This is a genomic window from Paraburkholderia graminis C4D1M (genome assembly GCF_000172415.1).
Lineage (GTDB): Bacteria > Pseudomonadota > Gammaproteobacteria > Burkholderiales > Burkholderiaceae > Paraburkholderia > Paraburkholderia graminis.
Genome location: NZ_ABLD01000005.1, coordinates 133817 through 154288, shown reverse-complemented (window position 1 = coordinate 154288; position 20472 = coordinate 133817). Strand labels below are relative to the sequence as shown.

Genomic DNA, 20472 nt, shown 5'->3' with positions numbered 1-20472 from the left:
ATCGCTTAAACAATCGCGCGCTCACACCGCCTCGCGCAATTGCACGGCGATTTCCGCCTCCGTCAATTGTGGCGCGAACATCTCGATCAGCCGGTACGCGTACGCGCGCAGGAACGCGCCCTTGCGCAAGCCAACGCGCGTCGTGCTTGCTTCGAACAGATGCTGCGTGTCGAGCGCGACCAGTTCCGTGTCCCGCTTCGGGTCATAGGCCATTGCGGCCACCACGCCGATGCCCATGCCGAGTTCGACGTAGGTCTTGATCACGTCGGCGTCGATCGCGGTCAGCACCACGTCGGGCAGCGCGCCCGCTTTCGCGAACGCCTGGTCGATATGCGAGCGGCCCGTGAAGTCCTGGTCATACGTGACGATCGGGAATTCGGCGATTTCGTCGAGCGTCAGATTCGGGCGGCCGACGAGCGGATGATCCTTCGGCACGACCACGACGTGATGCCACGAATAGCACGGGAACGTGACGATGTCCGGGAAACGGTCGAGCGCCTCGGTCGAGATGCCGATGTCCGCCTCGCCGTTGATGATCATCTGCGCGATCTGCTGCGGGCTGCCCTGACGCAGCGCGAGATGCACCTTCGGGAACACCTCGGTGAACTGGCGAATCACTTTCGGCAACGCGTAGCGCGCCTGCGTGTGGGTGGTCGCGACCACGAGGTGGCCGCTGTCCTGATCCGCGAACTGGCGCGCCACGCGGCGCAGATTCTCCGCGTCGAGCAGCATCCGCTCGATCAGTTGATGCACCGCCTTGCCAGGTTCCGTCAGGCCGGTGAGCCGCTTGCCGCGTCGAATGAAGATGTCGACGCCGAGTTCGTCTTCCAGATCCTTGATCTGTTTCGATACGCCCGACTGCGACGTGTACAGCACGTTCGCCACTTCGGTCAGGTTCATGTTCTGACGCACGGCCTCGCGCACGAAGCGCAGTTGCTGGAAGTTCATGTTGAAGTGTCCGGTTCAGCGAAAGTTGAATTATTGGAGTGGGTCGCGTTGGATCGAATCGGGTTGCGCGTGGGTGCTCGCGCGCTCATTGCGCCGGAAACACGCGCAGCGCGCGCGGCACGGCCGTCACGCCGTCGCCGACCGCGAGTTGCAGCTCGCGCCATGATTCGCGATCGAGTTCGGCTTCGAGCAGATTGCCTTCGCGGCCCGCGAGTTCCACTCGCACCGAGCCGCCCAGCGTCACGACACGCCGCACATCGACGACGATACCTTCGCGGTGCCCCGCCGACTGCGGATACAACTGCAGATCGTGCGGACGCACATAGGCGAAAGCCGGACCGCTGAAGTCGGTGCCGATCGCAACCGGCAACGCCGCGCCGTCCACCACGAAACCGCTTGCGTCGACCTTGCCGTGCAGCCGGTTGGCCGCGCCGAGAAACTCATAGACGAACGACGTTTGCGGATGGTCGTACACGTCTTGCGGACTGCCGACCTGCTCCACGTGTCCATGATTCAGCACGACTATGCGGTCCGCCACTTCGAGCGCCTCTTCCTGATCGTGCGTGACGAAGATCGTGGAGATATGCAGGTCGTCATGCAAACGCCGCAGCCAGCTACGCAGTTCCTTGCGCACCTTGGCGTCGAGCGCGCCGAACGGTTCGTCGAGCAGCAGCACTTTCGGTTCGACGGCAAGTGCGCGAGCAAGCGCGATGCGCTGCCGCTGCCCGCCCGACAGCTCCGACGGATAGCGTTGCGCGAGCCAGTCGAGTTGCACGAGCTTCAGCAGCTCATGCACCTTTTCGCGGATCACCGCTTCCGAAGGCCGCTCTTTCCTCGGCTTCACGCGCAGCCCGAACGCCACGTTCTCGAACACCGTCATGTGACGGAACAGCGCGTAATGCTGGAACACGAAGCCCACTTCGCGCTCGCGTGCGCCGACCGTGGCGACGTCCTGGCCTTGCAGTTCGACCTGGCCGCCATCCGCGTATTCGAGGCCGGCGATCACGCGCAGCAAGGTGGTCTTGCCACAACCCGAGGGCCCGAGCAGCGCAACCAGTTCGCCCGGCGGAAAATCGAGCGAGACGTTATCGAGCGCGACGAAATCGCCGAAGCGCTTTTGCAGGTTACGTACGGTGATACCCATTACAGCTCTCCTTGCTTGAGCGGGTGTTGCTGCGAGACTGATGTTTTGAGCGGCCTGGAGCCAGACGACGAGGCCGCCGACGCTGCGGACGACGACGCGGACAGCGCCGACGGCAGCGTGACAGGACCAGCATGTGCGGGCACGTCGCGCACGTCCGACAATTCCGCCGACATATGACGCTCGGCGAGCAGCTTGAGCGCGAGCGTCACGAGCGCGAGCAACGCCAGCACCGACGCCACGGCAAACGCCGCCGAGAAGTTGTATTCGTTGTAGAGAATTTCGACGTGCAGCGGCATCGTGTCGGTCTGCCCGCGAATGTGGCCCGACACCACCGACACCGCGCCGAATTCGCCCATCGCCCGCGCGTTGCACAGAATCACGCCGTACAGCAGGCCCCATTTCACATTGGGCAGCGTGACGCGGCGGAAAATCTGCCAGCCGGACGCGCCGAGCACATGCGCGGCTTCTTCCTCGTCGTTGCCTTGCGCCTGCATCAGCGGAATCAATTCGCGCGCGACGAACGGGAACGTGACGAAGATCGTCGCGAGCACGATGCCCGGCACCGCGAAAATGATCTGTATGTTGTGCGCCTGCAGCCACGGACCGAACCATCCCTGCGCGCCGAACATCAACACGTAGATGAGACCCGAGATCACCGGCGACACGGAAAACGGCAAATCGATCAGCGTGGTCAGCAGCGCCTTGCCGCGAAACTCGAACTTCGCGATGCACCACGAGGCCGCGAGGCCGAACACGAGATTGAGCGGCACCGCGATCGCCGCGGTAATCGCCGTGAGCTTGATGGCGGCGAGCGCATCCGGGTCCGCGAGCGACTCCAGATAGAAGCCGAGCCCCTTGCTCAACGCCTGATAAAACACCGCGACGAGCGGCACGACGAGAAAGAGCGCGAGAAACAGCAGCGCGATGCCAATGAGAATCCAGCGCACCACGGGCGGCTCGGTCACCGGATCGGGCCGGCGCGCTGCATTCAGCGGCGCGCGCGTAGGCGCGGCGTGCGCGTCAACACTGTTGGCGCCGTCGCCAGGCTTGAGGCTATCGACAGACTGGCGGCTCATTGCACACCTCCGCCGATCGCCGCGACGCTCGTCACGCTCGCTGCGGGCGCAGGACCGGAACCGCCGCGGCTCGTGCGCCGCTGCAAGTACCACTGCAACGTGTTGATGAAAAGCAGCATCAGGAACGAGACGACGAGCATCACCACGGCAAGCGCGGTCGCACCGGCGTAGTCGTATTGCTCGAGCTTCGTGATGATGAGAAGCGACGTGATCTCCGACTTCATCGGCACATTCCCGGCGATGAAGATGACCGAGCCGTATTCGCCGAGCGCACGCGCGAACGCGAGCGCGAAGCCCGTCAGCAACGCCGGGAAAACCGCCGGCAGCACGACGCGGCGAAACGTCAGCCAGCGCGACGCGCCGAGGCAGGCGGCGGCCTCTTCCTGTTCGCGCTCGAACTCCTCGAGCACCGGCTGCACCGTGCGCACGACGAACGGCAAGCCGATGAACGTCAGCGCAACCAGCACGCCCACCGGCGTAAAGGCCACCTTCAGGCCGAGCGGCTCGAGAAACTGTCCGATCCAGCCGTTGCCCGCATAAACGGCCGCGAGCGAAATGCCGGCCACCGACGTCGGCAGCGCGAACGGCAGATCGACCACCGCGTCGACGATGCGCTTGAACGGAAACGTGTAGCGCACCAGCACCCACGCGACCAGAAAGCCGAACACCGCGTTGATCAGCGCGCCGCCGAGCGCGGAAAAAAACGTCAGCCGGTATGAAGCGAGCACGCGCGGCGAGCTGACCGCGCGCACGAACTGGCTCCAGTCGAGGGTCGCCGTTTTCAGAAAAGTCGCCGCGAGCGGAATGAGCACCACGAGGCTCAGATAAGCCACCGTGATGCCGAGGGTCAGGCCAAAACCGGGCAACGCGCTCGGCTTTCGGAAGGTCAACGTCGTCATGCTCGTACTCTTTCAGTTGATGCTCGTGTTGCAGGCCTCGGCGTCCCGATCGGCCAAAAGCGCGCCCGCGGCGCGCTCCTTCACGACGCCTGACGGCGCGTCGCGTTTGCCCTGTCCGCGCCGGGTTGCGGCGCGGACCTGGACGATGCTACTTACTGCGGCTGATAGATCGAATCGAACACGCCGCCGTCGGCAAAGTGCGTCTTTTGCGCGTTGGTCCAGCCGCCGAACGAATCGTCGACCGTGTAGAGCTTCAGCTTCGGAAACTTCGCGGTCAACTCGGCCGGCACCTTGTTCGAACGCGGACGGTAGAAGTTCTTCGCGGCGATTTCCTGCCCTTCCTGGCTGTACAGGAAGTTTAGATACGCCTCGGCGAGCTTGCGCGTGCCGTGCTTGTCGACGACCTTGTCCACCACCGCGACCGGCGGCTCGGCCAGAATACTCACCGACGGCACGACGATTTCGAACTTGTCCGTGCCGAATTCCTTGATCGACAGGAACGCCTCGTTTTCCCACGCGATCAGCACGTCTCCGATCCCGCGTTGCACGAAGCTGGTGGTCGCGCCGCGCGCGCCCGAATCGAGCACGCCCGCATTCTTGTAGAGCTTGCCGACGAATTCCTTGGCCTTCTGGTCGTTGCCGCCCGGCTGATGCGCGGCGTACGCCCACGCGGCCAGGTAGTTCCAGCGCGCGCCGCCCGAGGTCTTCGGATTCGGCGTCACGATCGACACGCCCGGCTTCGTCAGATCGTCCCAATCCTTAATGTGCTTGGGGTTGCCCTTGCGCACCAGGAACACGATCGTCGACGTATAAGGCGACGCGTTGTCGGGCAGGCGCTTCTGCCAGTTCTTGTCGATCAAGCCCTTGTTGGCGAGCGCGTCGATGTCGTAGGCGAGCGCAAGCGTCACGACGTCGGCCTGCAGGCCGTCGAGCACCGAGCGAGCCTGCGCGCCCGAGCCGCCATGCGACTGCTTGAACGTGACGGTTTCGCCGGTCTTCGCCTTCCACTCCTTGCCGAACGCCTGGTTCACGTCCTGATAGAGCTCGCGGGTCGGGTCGTAGGAAACGTTCAGCAGCGTGTTGTCGGCGGCTTGCGCCTGGCCGATTGTGCCGATCACGCCGAGCGCGGCCGCCGCGCCGAATGCGAGCGCGGCGATGAGCGTGCGCGCCTTATGGGTTGTCCGTGCCCGCCCCGTGTTGCGATGATTCATGTCCTGTTCTCCGCGTGTTGGTCCGCTAAAGCTGCGAGTGGTGTTGTTTTGCGTCGGGTCACGTGCACATGAGCGCGACTGGAGGCCAGTCTATCGAAGGGCTTTCATCATTAAAAATAATGTTTCCTCATTTTTTAATACGCAAAAGTGGTAATGACAGCCAGCCAAGGCGTTGCGGCACTCAAACCGATGTTTTGACGTCGATTGACGACGTTGCAGCGCGGTGCTTGAGCGCGAACTTAAAGTAAAGCTTGAATTGCGCCGAATACTGTATAAAAATACAGTCACCTGTTCATACATACAGTGGCGCCATGACAAAACTCACCGCACGACAGCAGCAGGTTTTCGATCTGATCCGCCGGGCGATCGAACGCACCGGCTTTCCGCCCACCCGCGCGGAGATCGCCGCCGAGCTGGGCTTCAGCTCAGCCAATTCGGCCGAAGAGCATTTGCGGGCGCTTGCCCGCAAGGGCGTGATCGAACTCGCCGCCGGCGCGTCGCGCGGCATCCGTCTGCTGCCCAGCCAGGACTTCGGGCAGGACGGCACGCAGCATCAGTTCACGCTGCCGCATCCGAGCATCATGCAACTGTCGCTGCCGCTCATCGGGCGGGTCGCGGCCGGTAGCCCGATCCTCGCGCAGGAACATATCGCGCAGCACTATGCGTGCGACCCGGCGCTGTTCTCGAGCAAGCCCGACTACCTGCTGAAGGTGCGCGGCCTGTCCATGCGCGACGCGGGCATCTTCGACGGCGATCTGCTCGCCGTGCAGAAAAGAAGCGAGGCGAAAGACGGCCAGATCATCATTGCCCGCCTCGGCGACGACGTCACGGTCAAGCGCCTGAAGCGCCGGCCCAACGGTATCGAGCTGATCGCCGAGAACCCTGATTACGAGAACATCTTCGTTGAGACAGGCAGTGCGGACTTCGCGCTGGAAGGCATTGCTGTCGGCCTGATTCGCCCCGGCGAGTTCTGATCGCGCCTGCCGGGTTGGTCGCCTGTCAGTACACCGTACACAGGCGGATCAACCCTCGCCTGCCACTCCCTACCGCAGCACACACGTTGAATCGCCCGGAGAGCCTCATGGAACGCCTTGCCCGCCTGTTGCCGTTTCGCCAGTTCGGCCGTTTGCGCCATCTGCGCAAGCTGGTGCCCTGCTCACTGATTGAAGCATCCACGGCCGCCACTGCGTCGCTGTTCGACTCGCCGGTGAACGGCTCCGGTGCGCATGCCGCTTCGTCATCTTTACAGGCGTCTTTGTTGCCGTCGTCGTTGCCGGCGTTCGCGCGGGTGTCGCTGAATTCCGGGCTCAATACCGCGGAGCCGGCGCGCCGTGCGCCGGTACGGGTTTATCACGGGCCGTCGCGGCTCATCATGGTCGGCACCATGGACGCGGTGTGCAGAATGATCGACCGTTGCATCGCCGACGAAACCAACGTCCAGGGCGCGGTGTTCGAGTCCTGATGTGCGGTAAGGTGTGCGGGCGCGTTGCGGGAAACGTCGTTCGTCGCATCGAACGGGAATCATGAGTGGGGATCGTTTCGGCGCAACGCCGGTCCACGTTCGATCACACCTGATGGAGAATCCCGGCCCATGGCAGCAGTATCAATACGCAAGAAGCGCGGTGCTCGTCCGCTTGTCGTCGCGCTGATCGTCATCGCGATAATCGCCGGCTTGGGCTTTGGCTATGCATCGCCGTATATCGCGCTCAACAACCTCAAACGCGCCGCCGACGCGCGCGACGCGCAGACGGTGAATCAGTACGTCGATTTCCCGGCGTTGCGCGAAAGCCTCAAGCAGCAGGTGACGGGTTTGCTGACGCGGCGGCTCGACTCGCGCGGAAACGGCAACCCATTGGCCGCGATCGGCGCGATGATCGGCGTCGCATTGATCGGCCCGCTAGTCGATGCGTATGCGACGCCCGACGGCGTGGCCGCGTTGCTCAACGGCATGCCGCCGCGCGGCGTACCGGGCGAACGGCCGCCCGCGCCGCCGGCTGCGAGCAATCCGGCTGCGGGAAATGGACCTGCGCCGGGAGCGCCGGGCAGCGCTAATAATGCCGATCAAAGCGGCGCGGATCAAAGAGCCGGCAGTGGCGCTAACTCCGGTGGAGAAGGGAACGCGGCGCATGGCGTCACGCCGCCGCAGCCGCCAGAAACCACGGCCGGCTATCGCGGCATCAACGAATTCGTCGTCACGTATCAGCACGGCGCGGGCGACGCGCGTTACTCCGCGATCTTCCTGCGCGAAGGCCTGTTCACGTGGAAGCTGGCCGCGGTCAATCTGAACGAGTGAGAGGGAGCGCGGCGCTTGGGCGTTGGAGTTCGCGAATTCGACAGCCGCACTCGCACCGCGAAGCTCGCAAGCGCGAGCCGTGTGCTCAAGCCGCCTCTTGCTGCTGCTCCTGCGCCGATGAACACGCCACCAGGATACTGCACGACACGCGGTCGAGCAGCGGCGTGTTGCCCGCGCCCATCCACCATCGGGACAAGCCGGTGCGGCAGCGGTGGCCGACCACTACGAGGTCGACATGCAGTTCATTGGCCAGATTGGCGATCTCGTCGATCGGATGGCCGAACGCAAAGTGCCCTTGAGCCCGCACGCCGCGCTCCGTCAGCCAGTCCACGCCTTCTTGCAGGATGTCCCGCGCGGTCTTTTCGAAGCTGCCGCACGCGACGTCGGTCAGCAGGCCCGCGCTTTGCGCGATGCTCGAGCGCATGTCCACGACCGAGAGCAGATGCGTTTCCGCTTTGAGGTCAAGCGCAAGATCGGCGCCGCAGCGCAGCGCTTTGCGGCCTTCACGCGAGCCGTCGTAGCACAGCAGGATTTTCTGGTAGCTCGCCATGGTATTTCCCCTTTCCGCAAAAGCGCGGTCTGAGTTAATCATGGTGCGCCGCAATTCAGCTTGCAAGGGATGGAAAACGCTAAGTGCGACTCGTGCATGCCCCTGCCTTGTGCATGCGAGCTTCGCGCCGTTGGAGCAGCGTCGGCGGCGTTCATGCGGCGGTGCAAGAAGCGGCTCTGATCGCGCGCCGCAGCGGCCACCCGTTCGCAGCCGATGGCCTAGAATGAGCAGCCTTCCCGGCCATTCGCGCCTTTTCCGTGACGTCGATCTCATTCATGCCCGATACCGCCATCCAGTTCGACCAGGTTGAAAAAAGCTACGGCGAAAAGAAGGTTGTCGACGGACTGTCGTTTCACGTCGACACCGGCGAATGTTTTGGCCTGCTCGGACCGAACGGCGCGGGCAAGACGACCACGTTGCGCATGCTGCTCGGCATCGCCGCGCCGGACGCCGGCGCGATCCATCTGTGCGGCGAGCCGATTCCAGGCCGCGCGCGCGTAGCGCGGGCACGCGTCGGCGTCGTGCCGCAGTTCGATAACCTCGATCCGGACTTCACCGTCCGCGAGAACCTGCTGGTCTTCGGCCGCTACTTTGGCCTGAGCGGCGCGCAATGCCGCGCGATGGTGCCGTCGCTGCTCGAATTCGCGCGTCTGGAAAGCAAGGCCGACGCGCGCGTGAGCGAGCTGTCGGGCGGCATGAAGCGGCGCCTGACGCTCGCGCGGGCGCTCGTCAACGATCCCGACGTGCTGATCATGGACGAGCCGACCACCGGCCTCGACCCGCAGGCGCGGCATCTGATCTGGGAGCGGCTGCGCTCGCTGCTCGCGCGCGGCAAGACGATCCTGCTGACCACGCATTTCATGGAGGAAGCCGAGCGGTTATGCGACCGGCTGTGCGTGATCGAAGAAGGACGCAAGATCGCGGAAGGTGCGCCGAGGGCGCTGATCGAATCGGAAATCGGTTGCGACGTGATCGAGATTTTCGGCCCCGATCCGCTCGCGTTGCGCGACGAACTCGCGCCGCTCGCGCAGCGCACGGAAATCAGCGGCGAGACGCTTTTCTGTTATGTGAACGACGCGGCGCCGGTGCACGCGCGGCTCAAGCAGCGCGCGGATCTGCGCTATCTGCATCGTCCGGCGAATCTGGAGGATGTGTTCCTGCGGCTCACGGGCCGCGAGATGCAGGACTGACTTTCGTCGATCCGACACGAGACACCGAAAGAGACACTAGAGAATCACGGCACCAAACCCCGCACGAGACACGCAATGGATGCACGCACCTACCGAAGCAACGAAGCGAAGCCGCCGAGCCAGGCGCTGCTCGCCGCACTGCCCGCCAACGCGGTCAACTGGATCGCCGTGTGGCGCCGCAACTACCTCGTGTGGAAAAAGCTCGCGCTCGCGTCGATGTTCGGCAATCTCGCCGATCCGATGATCTACCTGTTCGGCCTCGGCTTCGGCCTGGGATTGATGGTCGGCCGCGTGGACGGCGTGTCGTACATCGCGTTCCTCGCCGCGGGCACGGTCGCGTCGAGCGTGATGATGTCCGCGAGCTTCGAGTCGATGTATTCCGGCTTCTCGCGCATGCACGTGCAGCGCACGTGGGAAGCGATCATGCACACGCCGTTGACGCTCGGCGACATCGTGCTCGGCGAAGTGATCTGGGCGGCCAGCAAGTCGGTGCTGTCGGGCGTGGCCATCATGCTCGTGGCGGGCGCGCTCGGCTACGCCAATTTTCCGTCGATGCTGCTGGCGCTGCCCGTCATCGTACTGACGGGACTGGCGTTCGCGAGTGTCGCGATGGTGGTGACCGCGCTCGCCCCGTCGTATGACTTCTTCATGTTTTATCAGACGCTGGTGTTGACGCCGATGCTGCTGCTTTCGGGCGTGTTTTTTCCGATCTCGCAGTTGCCCGCCGCGGCGCGCGGTGCGGCGCAAGTGCTGCCTTTGGCGCACGCCGTCGATCTGCTCCGGCCAGCGATGCTCGCGCGCCCGCTCGATAACGCGTTATCGCATGTCGTCGTGCTGACGGTTTATGCGGTAGGCGGCTTTGTTGTGTCGGCGGTGCTGTTCCGGCGCAGGATGATGAAGTAGCGGACGGCTTCGCGCGCGTTCCTCCAAAGGAGTCGGCGCCCGCGAATGAACGTGCATGACGGTGATGGCGATGCCGCGGACTCAGTCCTCGTCGTCGGTCCACGGAATGTCGACGTCCGAGATAAACGCGACCGTCGCGAACGGGCCGCCTTCGTGCCGGCCGATCTTGCCATCGGCACGCTGCCACTCCACGCGAAACACGGTGCCGGGGTCGTCGGCGATCAGGCGCACGGTGCGGATCTCGTCGGGATCGGCGTCTTCCACGGGACCGTCGAGCGAGATTTGCAGCTCTTGCGGCCACAGGCCGTCGGCGGGATCGTAAATCTTGTCGCCGTCCGGAATCAGCGTGAACGCTTCCACGCCGATGGTCGCCGACGCCTCGACGATCATCTTGGCCAGCGCGCGCAGCAACGCAGTCGCCCGCGCTGAATTCGCCTGACGGATTGCAAGATCCCCGCGCGTCAGCGCCTGCTCGAGTTTTGGGTTTGTTTTTTGTTGAGCCATTCGATGTCCTAGTCCTGGTGCTGTGTTTTGTGCAGCGCGGCGGAACAACCGCCGCGGCTGCCGATTCACGGGCCGAGTCGCATTATTCGCGCGCGCCGTTAACTTACGACGTGCCGGATAAGAAGGACAAGCCCGTACTGCTCACCACAGTTTAGGTCGTGATTTGCCGACAGGCAGGCACATTTGCCTTTCGTTGCATGTCCGTGCGAACTCAGGGCGCGGGGTTCGGCTGCAACTGATGCAACGCGTCGATTTCATCGAGCACATCTTGCGAGAGCTTGACGTCGACGCTCGCAATGTTCTCCTTCAACTGATCGAGCGACGTCGCGCCGATCAGATTGCTCGTCACGAACGGCCGGCTGTTCACGAACGCGAGCGCGAACTGCGCGGGCGAGAGACCATGCCGCTTCGCCAGCTCGACGTAGCGCGTGGTGGCCTGAACCGCTTGCGGCTTGCTGTAGCGCTGGAAGCGCTCGAACAGCGAAATGCGCGCGCCTGCCGGACGCGCGCCGCCTTCATACTTGCCCGACAGCCAGCCGAACGCGAGCGGCGAATACGCGAGCAAGCCGATGTTGTCGCGATGCGCGTACTCGGAGAGCCCGACTTCGTAAGTGCGATTAAGCAGACTGTACGGATTCTGAATACTCACGATGCGCGGCAAGCCGAGCTTCTCCGACGCGCGCAGGAACTGCGCGACGCCCCACGGCGTTTCGTTGGAGACGCCGACATGGCGCACCTTGCCCGCCTTGACGAAATCGGCAAGCACGGAGAGCGTTTCCTCGATGGGCACCGTGTATTCATCGTCGACCCACGGATACGCCGGGCGGCCGAACGTCATCGTGTTGCGGTCCGGCCAATGCAACTGGTACAGATCGACGTAATCGGTTTGCAGGCGCTTAAGGCTGTCGTTGAGCGCCTCGGTGAGATTCTTGCGGTCGAACTGATTGGTTTCGCCGCGGATATGACGCGGATTGTGCGGCTGACGCGCGGGTCCGGCGATCTTGGTGGCCAGCACGATCTTCTCGCGTGCGCTGCGATGCTGCGCGAGCCAGGTGCCGATAAAGCGCTCGGTGGAGCCTTGCGTTTCCGCGCGCGGCGGCACCGGATACATCTCCGCCGTATCGATCAGGTTGACGCCGTGATCGAGCGCGTAGTCGATCTGCGCGTGCGCCTCCTGCTCGGTGTTCTGCTCGCCCCACGTCATCGTGCCGAGCCCGATCAGGCTGACCTGTACATCCGAATCGCCGAGTCTGCGGTATTCCATTGAACCTGTCCTATCGGTTGTATGAACATAAACCGCTGACGTTACCACGCCCGCGCGATGCCTGCAGCACAGCTAAAATGCCGTCGTCGCGGGCGTCTGAAGATGCGCCGCGCTCAACCTTCCTTGCGTCGATCGAATCACGATGAATCCCGAACACCTCGAGTTGCTGGTCACGCGCGTCATGCCCTACGGCAAGTACAAGGGCCGCCTGATCGCCGACCTGCCCGGCCACTACCTCAACTGGTTCGCGAGTCAGGGCTTTCCGCCCGGCGAGATCGGACGGCTGCTTGCGTTGATGCATGAGATCGACCACAACGGTTTGTCGTCGCTGATCGAGCCTTTGCGCAAGCGCTAACGGCGCGGGCCGCGCTGTAACGCGAGGACACAAATACGGCTGAACTCCCGGGCGCGCGATCTTTCTGACTCTTTAGTGAGGACGTATGGGGACGGGAGACGATCGTGAGCAGACTCTTTGCATCGATGGCATGGCTGGCGATTGCAGCGGGCGTGAGCGGATGCGCGGTCGCGCCCGGCTATGACTACGGCTACGCGCAGCCGTATTACCCCGACTATGGTTATGCGTACGGCGCACCGTATGCGCCGGTATACGGCACGGTCGGGATCTGGGGCGGCTGGGGTGGCTCCTGCTGCTACCACGGCGGCGGCGGGCACTGGCGCGGCGGTGATTGGCATGGCGGCCACGGCGGTGGCGGTGGCGGCTGGCATGGCGGCGGTTATGGTGGATCGCGCGGCGGCAGCTCGTGGAGTGGTGGCGGCGGGCATGGCGGGCGGAGTCATTGAGGCTCGAAGCTCATGCGACGATCGCGCCGCGATCCGTGCGGTAGAACAAAAGCGGCGTTGTGGTTTCTCACGACGCCGCTTGCAAATGCCTACTGAAGCTTACCGCTGAAATTCTTCGGGTCGCTGACGGGGCTCACAAACGAGCCGAACCCAATCGCAATTCTCCAAGAAGCCGGACCGGGCGGCCGCGCCATGTCTGCGCTCGAGCCGCTGAAATCCTTACCAATTCATGTAGACTCGTCCGCACCGATCCTAAGAAAGATATGGGACATGGGCCTCTACAATATCGCGCCGTACTTTGTCGTCATGGCGGCGTTGTGCTGCCTGTTTGCGCTGCCCCTATTCAGGTTTGTGGACACTGTCGGTGGAGACTCTGGGAGAGTCGTCACCATCGACGGCTTGCGCGGATTCCTGGCTCTGTCCGTCATGATCTACCACGGCCTGATCAGCTATAACTACCAGGCGAATGGCCAATGGATCGCGAGCGACTCCCTTTTCTACAGACCGCTCGGCGGCGTCGCGGTGATGCTCTTTTTCATGATCACAGCCTACCTGTTCTGGACGCGCCTATTGAAGCGTGACGGCCGACCGGACTGGAAAGGACTTTATATCGGTCGTCTTTTCAGGATCGGCCCGCTTTACGTCTTTTCCATTCTGGCAATGACTCTCATCGTATTCTGGCGAACCGGCTTTGAACTGCGAGAACCGTTGGATTCAATGGTCTCGAATCTGGGCCGGTGGTTCGCGCTCGGCCTGAACGACGATATGAAACCGATTAATGGATTCCCGTGGACTATATTCATCCTGATGGGAGTCACATGGAGTATCAAATATGAATGGTGGTTTTACTTCTCACTGATCATCACTGCAATATTTATTCAGCTGAGAATGCACCTGACTTTTGCGGTCGTCGGTCTGGCCGCGTCGTTCGCCCTGATTCTCACAACGCAGTCTGACCTGTGGTGCCTTCCCGCTGCATTTTTTTGTGGCATCTTGACCGCATCACTGTTGCACGAGGGCATCAAGCCGCGGCTCAGCGCTAACTGGATGTCGATCATGGCGCTTACCGCATTAGCGATAATGTTCTCGTTCGCCAGGACACACGCGGGCGTGATCCAGATCGCCCTCATTGGGATTGCCTTTTACCTGATTTGCAGCGGCGCCGACCTGTTCGGCCTGCTTTTGCTGCGGCCCGCGCAGCGCATGGGGCACATCAGCTATGGAATCTACCTGTTGCAAGGCATCCCACTGACGCTTCTTTTCGGCGGATTCAACCGGTCGATGCAACACACTAGAGTCTGCGTAGGCAGTGGAGGTGTTGCAATGAAACAGAGGCCGAGGATCTACTATTCTGAGAGTCAGAAGGCACTGATGTGGGACCGCTGGCGCAAAGGCGAAACAATTCATCAGATTGCCAAACTGTTCGATCGGGGCCACTCTTCAATACAGCGGATACTCGCGGAGGCCGGCGGCATCGAGCCACCGCAAAGGCATCGCGCACTGAAGGCATTGACGCTTGCCGAACGCGAGGAAATTTCTCGCTGCCTGGTAGCCCGCTTGTCGATTCGGTCTATTGCAGCCAGGCTGGGACGTGCTCCTTCCACGATCAGCCGCGAGCTGCAGCGCAACGGAGGCATGCAAGATTACCGAGCGAGTCAGGCGGAGGCGCTCGCCTGGGATCGGGCACGTCGCCCGAAGGTTTGCAAATTGGTGGGAAACCAGACGCTGGCGCGAGTCGTCGCTGCAAAGCTGAAGCTGCAGTGGTCTCCTGAGCAGATTTCTGGTTGGCTCAAGCATGTATATGCCGTCAACAAGGACCATCTGGTGTCACACGAGACGATCTATCGGAGCCTTTATATTCAAGCTCGCGGCGCCCTGAAAAGGGAATTGCTTGAACACTTGCGACGCTCTCGAGTCATGCGCCGGTCCCGGCATCACACATTGAAAACTGAAGACCGCACGAACATTCGCGACGCTGTATCGATCAGCGAACGCCCCGCTACAGCGGAGGATCGCGCAATACCCGGACACTGGGAAGGCGACTTGCTGTTTGGCAACGCTACGAGCCAGATTGCAACTCTCGTCGAACGTCAAAGTCGATTCGTGATGCTGGTAAAGGTAGCCAGCAAGGACTCTGAGGCTGTGGTCAACGCGCTGATACGACACGCCAGCAAGTTACCTCGGGAACTATATAAATCACTGACTTGGGACAGGGGCTCGGAAATGGCCGATCACAATCGCTTTACCGTGGCTACCGACATCAAGGTCTATTTCTGCGATCCACAGCATCCCTGGCAACGCGGCTCGAACGAAAACACGAATGGGCTTCTGAGGCAGTACTTCCCTAAGGGCACCGATCTCTCCGTCTATTCACAGGCTAGACTTGATGTCGTTGCCAGGCGGCTCAACGAACGTCCCCGAAAAACACTAAACTTCGACACACCGGCTGAGCGATTTCATCAAACCGTTGCATCGACCGGTTGAATCCGCCTCTGGCATGCGCCATTCAAAGCCTGGGCGCTTTTCTCGCCGACGCATTATTGGACAGCGCTACTGATCTGCGCTGCAGTTTTGTGTGTCGCTGCATCGATCACATTTGCAGCAATCGAGCGGCCCTTTATCGAACTTGGAAAATCGCTAACTCGCATCGGCAAGCGCGATGCAGTCAAAATCGAGCCGACGCAATCGCCGCAAAGCGTCGGCTCGATGATGAACAAAAACCAGAAATACAAACGCTAGTTCTTTTTCCCGTCCGATAAATGCGGCGCGGTGTCTACTTGCCCGTGCATTAACGCCGTCAGGCAGCGCGACGGCTGCTGGCGATGTGCGATGGCGGAAGGGATTGCCCGTTTGTGTTCGACCTCGGCTGTCGGTCTCAAAGCATACGCGAAGCACCCTGTATGAAGAAGGCATCCGGTCCTCGCCATGCAACGACCCGGGGCATCAAGCGTTGGCCGAACTGGTCGCGTACTGACTACAGTCGGCGATGCATTAGGCGTGTGTCGGCTAATAAGTGTACTATCCCGGTCCGGGTTATTACACTTTCTTACAACGTGATAAAAATAATTTCTGTTGCATGCTTTCTCGCGTGCACCTGCGCCCATGCAGCGGGACCCGAGTGTTACATCACAGATCCGAAGCTGCCTCAATCCTGCGTCGTCGACCCAGCCGCACTGAACCGGTCGGTTATCCAATACGGCGACGATTCGCGCCTTTGGAAAGTTTTCGAGAAAGCCCGGGCGGGTAAACCGATAACCATTGCCGCGATCGGCGGCTCAATCACGCAAGGTGCATGGGCGACGAGTCAGGAAAAAAACTATGTGGGCCGCGTGTTCGGCTGGTGGCGAGCGACCTTTCCGAAAAGCAGGATGAGGCTTGTCAATGCCGGGATCGGCCAGACGAATTCCGAATACGGCGAAAAGCGCCTACAGAAAGACCTACTGAGGTACAAGCCAGACTTCGTAATTACCGAGTGGGCAAATAACGATGCCATCACTCCGGAGATGAGAGCGAGCTACAAGCGAGTAGTGCAGCGCATCCTGGCTGCGCCCAATCATCCAGCCGTACTGATGCTTTTCACGATGGATCGTAAGTGGTCAAGCGCGGAAGACAACCAGATCCCAATCGGTCGGGAACTCGGCGTGCCAATGATCGCCCTGCGAGAGGCCATCATGCCTTTGGAGAAGGCCGGGAAATTCGATCCCATGGAGCGCACAGCGGACCCGATCCATCCTAATGACCTTGGCCATCAGATCATCGCTCAGCTTGTCGCATACCGGCTCCAGTCCGGGCTCAACAATATGCACGCGACGTTGTCGGCGAGCAAGTGACAGGAGCACTTATCAATGACACTCGATGATGCTCTTCGGCGTGAAAATAACAACGCGGATCTGTTTCGTTTGATCGCCGCCCTGGCGGTGATATGGGGGCACGCTTTCGCGCTGTCTCCTCGCGAGGGCGAGCATGAGCCAATCGGAGCGCTTTTGGGTTTCGACTACTCCGGCTCGCTTGCGGTCAAGTTTTTCTTCTTCCTCAGTGGGATTCTCGTCACGTCTAGCTGGCTTCGCCAGCCGTCACCGGTGAAGTTCGCCGTCGCCCGAATATTCCGCATTTTCCCGGCGCTCATCGTGAGCGGCTCCATTTGCATGCTCGTCATCGGCCCCATGTTGACCTCGCTACCTTTAGGCCAATATTTCGGGAACACCTGGATGTACATTCACATTTTCAAGCAATCCTATATGGGTTACGTGATGCCGGGCGTGTTCCAGAATAATGCATACCAGGATGCGAACGGCTCGCTTTGGACAATCTGCTATGAGCTCCTCATGTATGCAGCGTTACTCGCGCTTGCCATGTGTGGTTTATTGCGATTGAAGGTCGTTGCGGCATTTGCTTGCGGTGCAGTGATCGTTTGGTTTTTGTATCGACCAGACAGCATCTCAATCTTTGGCTTGCCCAACAACAATGATGCTGGACGCCTACCGGCGTTCTTTTCATTTGGCGTCTTGCTGGCACTCTTCAAGGAAAAAATCCGCATCGACGCGCGAGTGGTGCTCGGTACCTATCTCCTTGCATGGCTGCTTCGAGACGGACCGGTGTTTGAATACGCGTTCTATGTTGCCTTCCTGCTGACGCCGCTATGGCTGATGACACTGAGGCCCATCAAAGCGCTTAAACTTCCCGGAGACTATTCATACGGAGTTTACGTTTATGGATGGCCGATACAGCAAACGATCACTGCTTTATTTCCTGACATTAGCCTGCAGCAAAATCAGCTTTTCTCAATTGCTGTGGCTATCGCTGTCGGCGCTGCTTCATGGCATTTTCTCGAGAAGCCTTTCGTCAAAGTCGGGCACCGCCTTCCGGACGTTCTTCAAGCAATCCGACCGATGGTGCCGACCCGCTGGTTTTCAGGATGAAGAGTGTTACATCACCGCCGCTTTTTACCAACCGCAGGTCGGCGTCATTGATGCAATGCGCAGATCATGGCCTACGACGAGCACATCAATCCGCTGATGGCTCACATCGCCGAGATCTGCCGTGCCGACAAGATTGCATTCGGTCTCGTTCTTCGGTCTGGCGACATCTTGCAGTTGGCGTCAAACGCCGGGTTTTGCTTGGGCTCCCGTTGCCCTCGCCAATCCAATAGTTGTAGTACTCGACCAAATTAACGAGCGGCTGCACCCCTAACGTCGAAATCGTTTTATTCCCCGGTCTCTCTAGCCGGCTTATGTCGACTGCGTAAGTGCGCAGAACGAAAAAAAGCCCGCAACGGTGTGCGGGCTTAATTCCGAAACTTCCAACTGCTTGATACCGCTGAATTCTTTGGGGTGGCTGATGGGGCTCGAACCCACGACAACAGGAATCACAATCCTGGACTCTACCAACTGAGCTACAGCCACCACTGACATCTGCTTTGACTCGCCGGAAACAACTAAAAAACCCGGGTCACCAACGAAGAAACGAGATTATACGAACACAAACGGCGTTTGCCTAGCCCTTTATTCAAAAATCTCGACCGGCTCACGCAGATGCTGTCTCGCCTCGTCGAAGATCGCAAGGTCGCGTGCCGCGAGACGTTTGCTGTCCGACAGCACGCGCCGCCAGCCGCGCGCGCCGGCCTCGCCGCGATAGAGGCCGAGCGCATGACGCGTGATCGCGCCGAGATACGTGCCGCGCGCCATCTCGGCCGCGCAATACTCGATCAATTGCGCTTCCACCTGCTCGCGCGTGAGCGGCGCCTGCGTCGAACCATAGAAGCGCGCGTCGACGTCGGCCAGCAGATACGGGTTGTGATAGGCCTCGCGCCCGAGCATCACGCCATCGACGTGCTGAAGATGCGTCTCCACTTCGTCGAGCGTCCGGATTCCGCCATTGATGATGATCTCCAGGTGCGGGAAGTCGCGCTTCAACTGATAGGCGTATTCGTACTTGAGCGGCGGAATTTCGCGATTCTCTTTCGGGCTCAGACCTTTGAGAATCGCGTTGCGCGCATGCACGATGAAAACATCGCAGCCGGCCTCTGCAATCGTGCCGACAAAGTCGCGCACGAAGCCGTATTCCTCGACGGCATCCACGCCGATCCGGTGCTTGACCGTGACCGGCACCGACACCACGTCGCGCATCGCCTTCACACAGTCCGCCACGAGTTGCGGCTCGTTCATCAGACACGCGCCGAATGCGCCGCGCTGCACGCGCTCCGACGGGCAGCCGCAATTCAGGTTGATTTCGTCGTAGCCCCACTGCTCGCCGAGCTTCGCCGAGCGCGCGAGATCGTCCGGCTCGCTGCCGCCGAGTTGCAGCGCGACGGGCGCTTCGTCGGGCGTAAACGCCAGATGGCGCGGCACATCGCCGTGCAGCAGCGCGCCGGTCGTCACCATTTCCGTGTACAGCCACGTATGGCGCGAAATCATGCGATGAAGCGACCGGCAGTGGCGATCGGTCCAGTCCATCATGGGCGCGACGCTGACGCGGCGCGGACTGGCGGGACGAGCTGAAGACATGGGCGGTAACGACTTGAATCGAAACCGCAATTTTACCGCAACGCGGGAAGCGGCCGGCGTCGGTGCCCCTCGACTGCCCGATAAACCCTTGCAAGATCAGGTATTTGCACTCCGGCCAACGCACTGGAAAGCCGCGGAAAGCAGGGTCGAACCACTGCGAAGCCATATGCGGCGCGGCTCTGACGGATTATTTCAGCAGCGAGAATAGTAATTTCAGATTATCGGCACAAAATTTCGATAGTAGGGGTATACACTGCATTCCATCGACGTAGCAGACACAGCCCACGGCTTCCTGCCACGCCATCCTGAAAATCGAAATCCTGGAGGTACATCATGAAGACCAAATTTATCGCTGCCTTGATCGTCGCTGTTTCCGCTTCCGTCGCTGCACCAGCTTTCGCAAGCGGCTACGGCCCGGCACCGTTCTATCGCCCGTCCGTCGGCGCACCGGCTTCGCAACAAGGCCAGAACGCGCAAACCGTCGCGGCCGAACGTGCTAACGCCGGCTCGACCGCTTACGGCGGCGTGAACAACGTGTCGTCGCAATCGGGCACCCGCGAACCGGTTTCCGGTCCGCAATCGGTGTTCTTCGGCCACTAAGCACTCGCCGTCGACCCTCCTGCCCCTGCTGCCCAGGTGGCAGCATGCGAACTGGGCGCTGCATCGGATTCCGGTGCGGCGCCCAGTTTCGTTTACGGGAATGAATCGCCACCCACCGCGCGTTACGCCGCCCCTTCTTCCGGCGCCTCACAAAAGCGGATGCGATTGCCAAACGGATCGGCGACTTCCAGCACTTTGCCCCACGGCAACGCGTCGACACCCGGCTTCGCGTACTTGTAGTCCTTCGCCTCGAGCTCGGAATGCAACGCGTCAATCTCCCGTACCGGCACGAAAATTGTCGAGCCGGGCGTCGCGTCGCCGTGATGTTCGCTGAGGTGCAAAACGAGATCGGAGCGCCGCACTTGCGCATACAACGGGAAGTTGTCGCCGAAACGGTGTTCCCAATCGACGCTAAAGCCCAGGAAATCCACGTAGAACTCGCGGGCTTTGTCCTCGGAGAAGATGCGGATGATCGGCACAGCAGGCGCAAGATGCATGACGAGGCTCAGCGAGTCGGAAGGAGCCGCCAAGCATAGTCGAATACGTTGCCGATTTCACGCGCCGCCGCAATCAAGCCGCAATCAAG

21 protein-coding genes, 1 tRNA gene and 1 pseudogene are annotated in these 20472 nt (G+C 61.2%); 12 read left to right on the top strand and 11 right to left on the bottom strand.

Translation table 11 applies throughout. The annotated features are described in order from the left end of the window. Positions 1-21 precede the first annotated feature (21 nt). From BGRAMDRAFT_RS11040 to BGRAMDRAFT_RS11020, 5 genes are all read right to left on the bottom strand, one after another. On the bottom strand, positions 22-948 hold the full coding sequence (locus tag BGRAMDRAFT_RS11040; protein ID WP_006048813.1) for a CysB family HTH-type transcriptional regulator: 927 nt from the start codon (positions 946-948) through the stop codon (positions 22-24). An 85-nt stretch (positions 949-1033) separates the two neighbouring features. Next, positions 1034-2092, bottom strand: a complete 1059-nt coding sequence (locus tag BGRAMDRAFT_RS11035; RefSeq protein ID WP_006048812.1) for a sulfate/molybdate ABC transporter ATP-binding protein — start codon at positions 2090-2092, stop codon at positions 1034-1036. Further along, complete coding sequence (cysW, locus tag BGRAMDRAFT_RS11030) at positions 2092-3168, bottom strand: sulfate ABC transporter permease subunit CysW (RefSeq protein ID WP_006048811.1); 1077 nt, start codon at positions 3166-3168, stop codon at positions 2092-2094. The genes BGRAMDRAFT_RS11035 and cysW overlap by 1 nt, the downstream gene beginning before the upstream one ends. After that, a complete protein-coding gene (cysT, locus tag BGRAMDRAFT_RS11025; protein ID WP_006048810.1) occupies positions 3165-4067 on the bottom strand; it encodes a sulfate ABC transporter permease subunit CysT in 903 nt (300 codons plus the stop codon). The genes cysW and cysT overlap by 4 nt, the downstream gene beginning before the upstream one ends. A 152-nt stretch (positions 4068-4219) precedes the next feature. Continuing rightward, on the bottom strand, positions 4220-5278 hold the full coding sequence (locus BGRAMDRAFT_RS11020) for a sulfate ABC transporter substrate-binding protein (protein ID WP_006048809.1): 1059 nt from the start codon (positions 5276-5278) through the stop codon (positions 4220-4222). Positions 5279-5589: 311 nt separating this feature from the next. Between BGRAMDRAFT_RS11020 and lexA the strand changes: the two genes are divergently transcribed. From lexA to BGRAMDRAFT_RS11005, 3 genes are all read left to right on the top strand, one after another. After that, entirely contained in the window at positions 5590-6252 is a 663-nt protein-coding gene (gene lexA / locus BGRAMDRAFT_RS11015) for a transcriptional repressor LexA (protein ID WP_006048808.1), read from the top strand. Between the two features lie 107 nt (positions 6253-6359). Next, positions 6360-6740: a hypothetical protein gene (locus BGRAMDRAFT_RS11010; protein WP_006048807.1), complete on the top strand. Its 381-nt coding sequence runs from the start codon at positions 6360-6362 to the stop codon at positions 6738-6740. Between the two features lie 129 nt (positions 6741-6869). After that, positions 6870-7571 (top strand): DUF2939 domain-containing protein, encoded by a 702-nt coding sequence (locus tag BGRAMDRAFT_RS11005; protein WP_006048806.1) that lies wholly within the window; start codon positions 6870-6872, stop codon positions 7569-7571. A gap of 85 nt (positions 7572-7656) precedes the next feature. On the opposite strand, the gene BGRAMDRAFT_RS11000 is transcribed toward BGRAMDRAFT_RS11005, so the two are convergent. After that, positions 7657-8121 carry a universal stress protein gene (locus BGRAMDRAFT_RS11000; protein ID WP_006048805.1) on the bottom strand — a complete coding sequence of 155 codons (465 nt, stop codon included), beginning with the start codon at positions 8119-8121 and terminating at the stop codon, positions 7657-7659. 275 nt (positions 8122-8396) lie between these two features. Between BGRAMDRAFT_RS11000 and nodI the strand changes: the two genes are divergently transcribed. Continuing rightward, complete coding sequence (nodI, locus tag BGRAMDRAFT_RS10995; protein ID WP_006048804.1) at positions 8397-9311, top strand: nodulation factor ABC transporter ATP-binding protein NodI; 915 nt, start codon at positions 8397-8399, stop codon at positions 9309-9311. 75 nt (positions 9312-9386) lie between these two features. Next, complete coding sequence (locus BGRAMDRAFT_RS10990) at positions 9387-10214, top strand: ABC transporter permease (protein ID WP_006048803.1); 828 nt, start codon at positions 9387-9389, stop codon at positions 10212-10214. Between the two features lie 81 nt (positions 10215-10295). On the opposite strand, the gene BGRAMDRAFT_RS10985 is transcribed toward BGRAMDRAFT_RS10990, so the two are convergent. Both BGRAMDRAFT_RS10985 and BGRAMDRAFT_RS10980 read right to left on the bottom strand, forming a co-directional pair. Then, complete coding sequence (locus BGRAMDRAFT_RS10985) at positions 10296-10718, bottom strand: hypothetical protein (protein WP_006048802.1); 423 nt, start codon at positions 10716-10718, stop codon at positions 10296-10298. Between the two features lie 211 nt (positions 10719-10929). Further along, positions 10930-11982, bottom strand: a complete 1053-nt coding sequence (locus tag BGRAMDRAFT_RS10980; RefSeq protein WP_006048801.1) for an NADP(H)-dependent aldo-keto reductase — start codon at positions 11980-11982, stop codon at positions 10930-10932. Between the two features lie 142 nt (positions 11983-12124). Between BGRAMDRAFT_RS10980 and BGRAMDRAFT_RS10975 the strand changes: the two genes are divergently transcribed. The 6 genes and pseudogenes from BGRAMDRAFT_RS10975 (at position 12125) to BGRAMDRAFT_RS10955 (ending at position 17702) form a co-directional block, all read left to right on the top strand. Then, positions 12125-12337, top strand: a complete 213-nt coding sequence (locus BGRAMDRAFT_RS10975; protein WP_006048800.1) for a DUF3820 family protein — start codon at positions 12125-12127, stop codon at positions 12335-12337. 104 nt (positions 12338-12441) lie between these two features. Then, entirely contained in the window at positions 12442-12783 is a 342-nt protein-coding gene (locus BGRAMDRAFT_RS34280) for a hypothetical protein (protein ID WP_006048799.1), read from the top strand. Positions 12784-12975: 192 nt separating this feature from the next. Continuing rightward, positions 12976-14052: pseudogene (locus tag BGRAMDRAFT_RS35335) on the top strand (acyltransferase family protein); the annotation flags it as partial. 54 nt (positions 14053-14106) lie between these two features. Next, positions 14107-15267, top strand: coding sequence for an IS30 family transposase (locus BGRAMDRAFT_RS35330; protein WP_006050787.1), 1161 nt, complete (start codon positions 14107-14109; stop codon positions 15265-15267). A 416-nt stretch (positions 15268-15683) separates the two neighbouring features. After that, positions 15684-16613 carry an SGNH/GDSL hydrolase family protein gene (locus BGRAMDRAFT_RS33635; RefSeq protein ID WP_083803815.1) on the top strand — a complete coding sequence of 310 codons (930 nt, stop codon included), beginning with the start codon at positions 15684-15686 and terminating at the stop codon, positions 16611-16613. A gap of 15 nt (positions 16614-16628) precedes the next feature. Further along, positions 16629-17702 carry an acyltransferase family protein gene (locus BGRAMDRAFT_RS10955; RefSeq protein ID WP_006048796.1) on the top strand — a complete coding sequence of 358 codons (1074 nt, stop codon included), beginning with the start codon at positions 16629-16631 and terminating at the stop codon, positions 17700-17702. 407 nt (positions 17703-18109) lie between these two features. On the opposite strand, the gene BGRAMDRAFT_RS10950 is transcribed toward BGRAMDRAFT_RS10955, so the two are convergent. Then, positions 18110-18185 (bottom strand) — tRNA-His (locus tag BGRAMDRAFT_RS10950). Positions 18186-18284: 99 nt separating this feature from the next. Further along, positions 18285-19286, bottom strand: a complete 1002-nt coding sequence (gene dusA / locus BGRAMDRAFT_RS10945) for a tRNA dihydrouridine(20/20a) synthase DusA (protein ID WP_044020827.1) — start codon at positions 19284-19286, stop codon at positions 18285-18287. A gap of 333 nt (positions 19287-19619) precedes the next feature. Between dusA and BGRAMDRAFT_RS10940 the strand changes: the two genes are divergently transcribed. Then, a complete protein-coding gene (locus tag BGRAMDRAFT_RS10940; RefSeq protein WP_006048794.1) occupies positions 19620-19886 on the top strand; it encodes a hypothetical protein in 267 nt (88 codons plus the stop codon). 122 nt (positions 19887-20008) lie between these two features. On the opposite strand, the gene BGRAMDRAFT_RS10935 is transcribed toward BGRAMDRAFT_RS10940, so the two are convergent. Beyond that, entirely contained in the window at positions 20009-20383 is a 375-nt protein-coding gene (locus BGRAMDRAFT_RS10935) for a glyoxalase superfamily protein (RefSeq protein ID WP_006048793.1), read from the bottom strand. Positions 20384-20472: the final 89 nt, after the last annotated feature.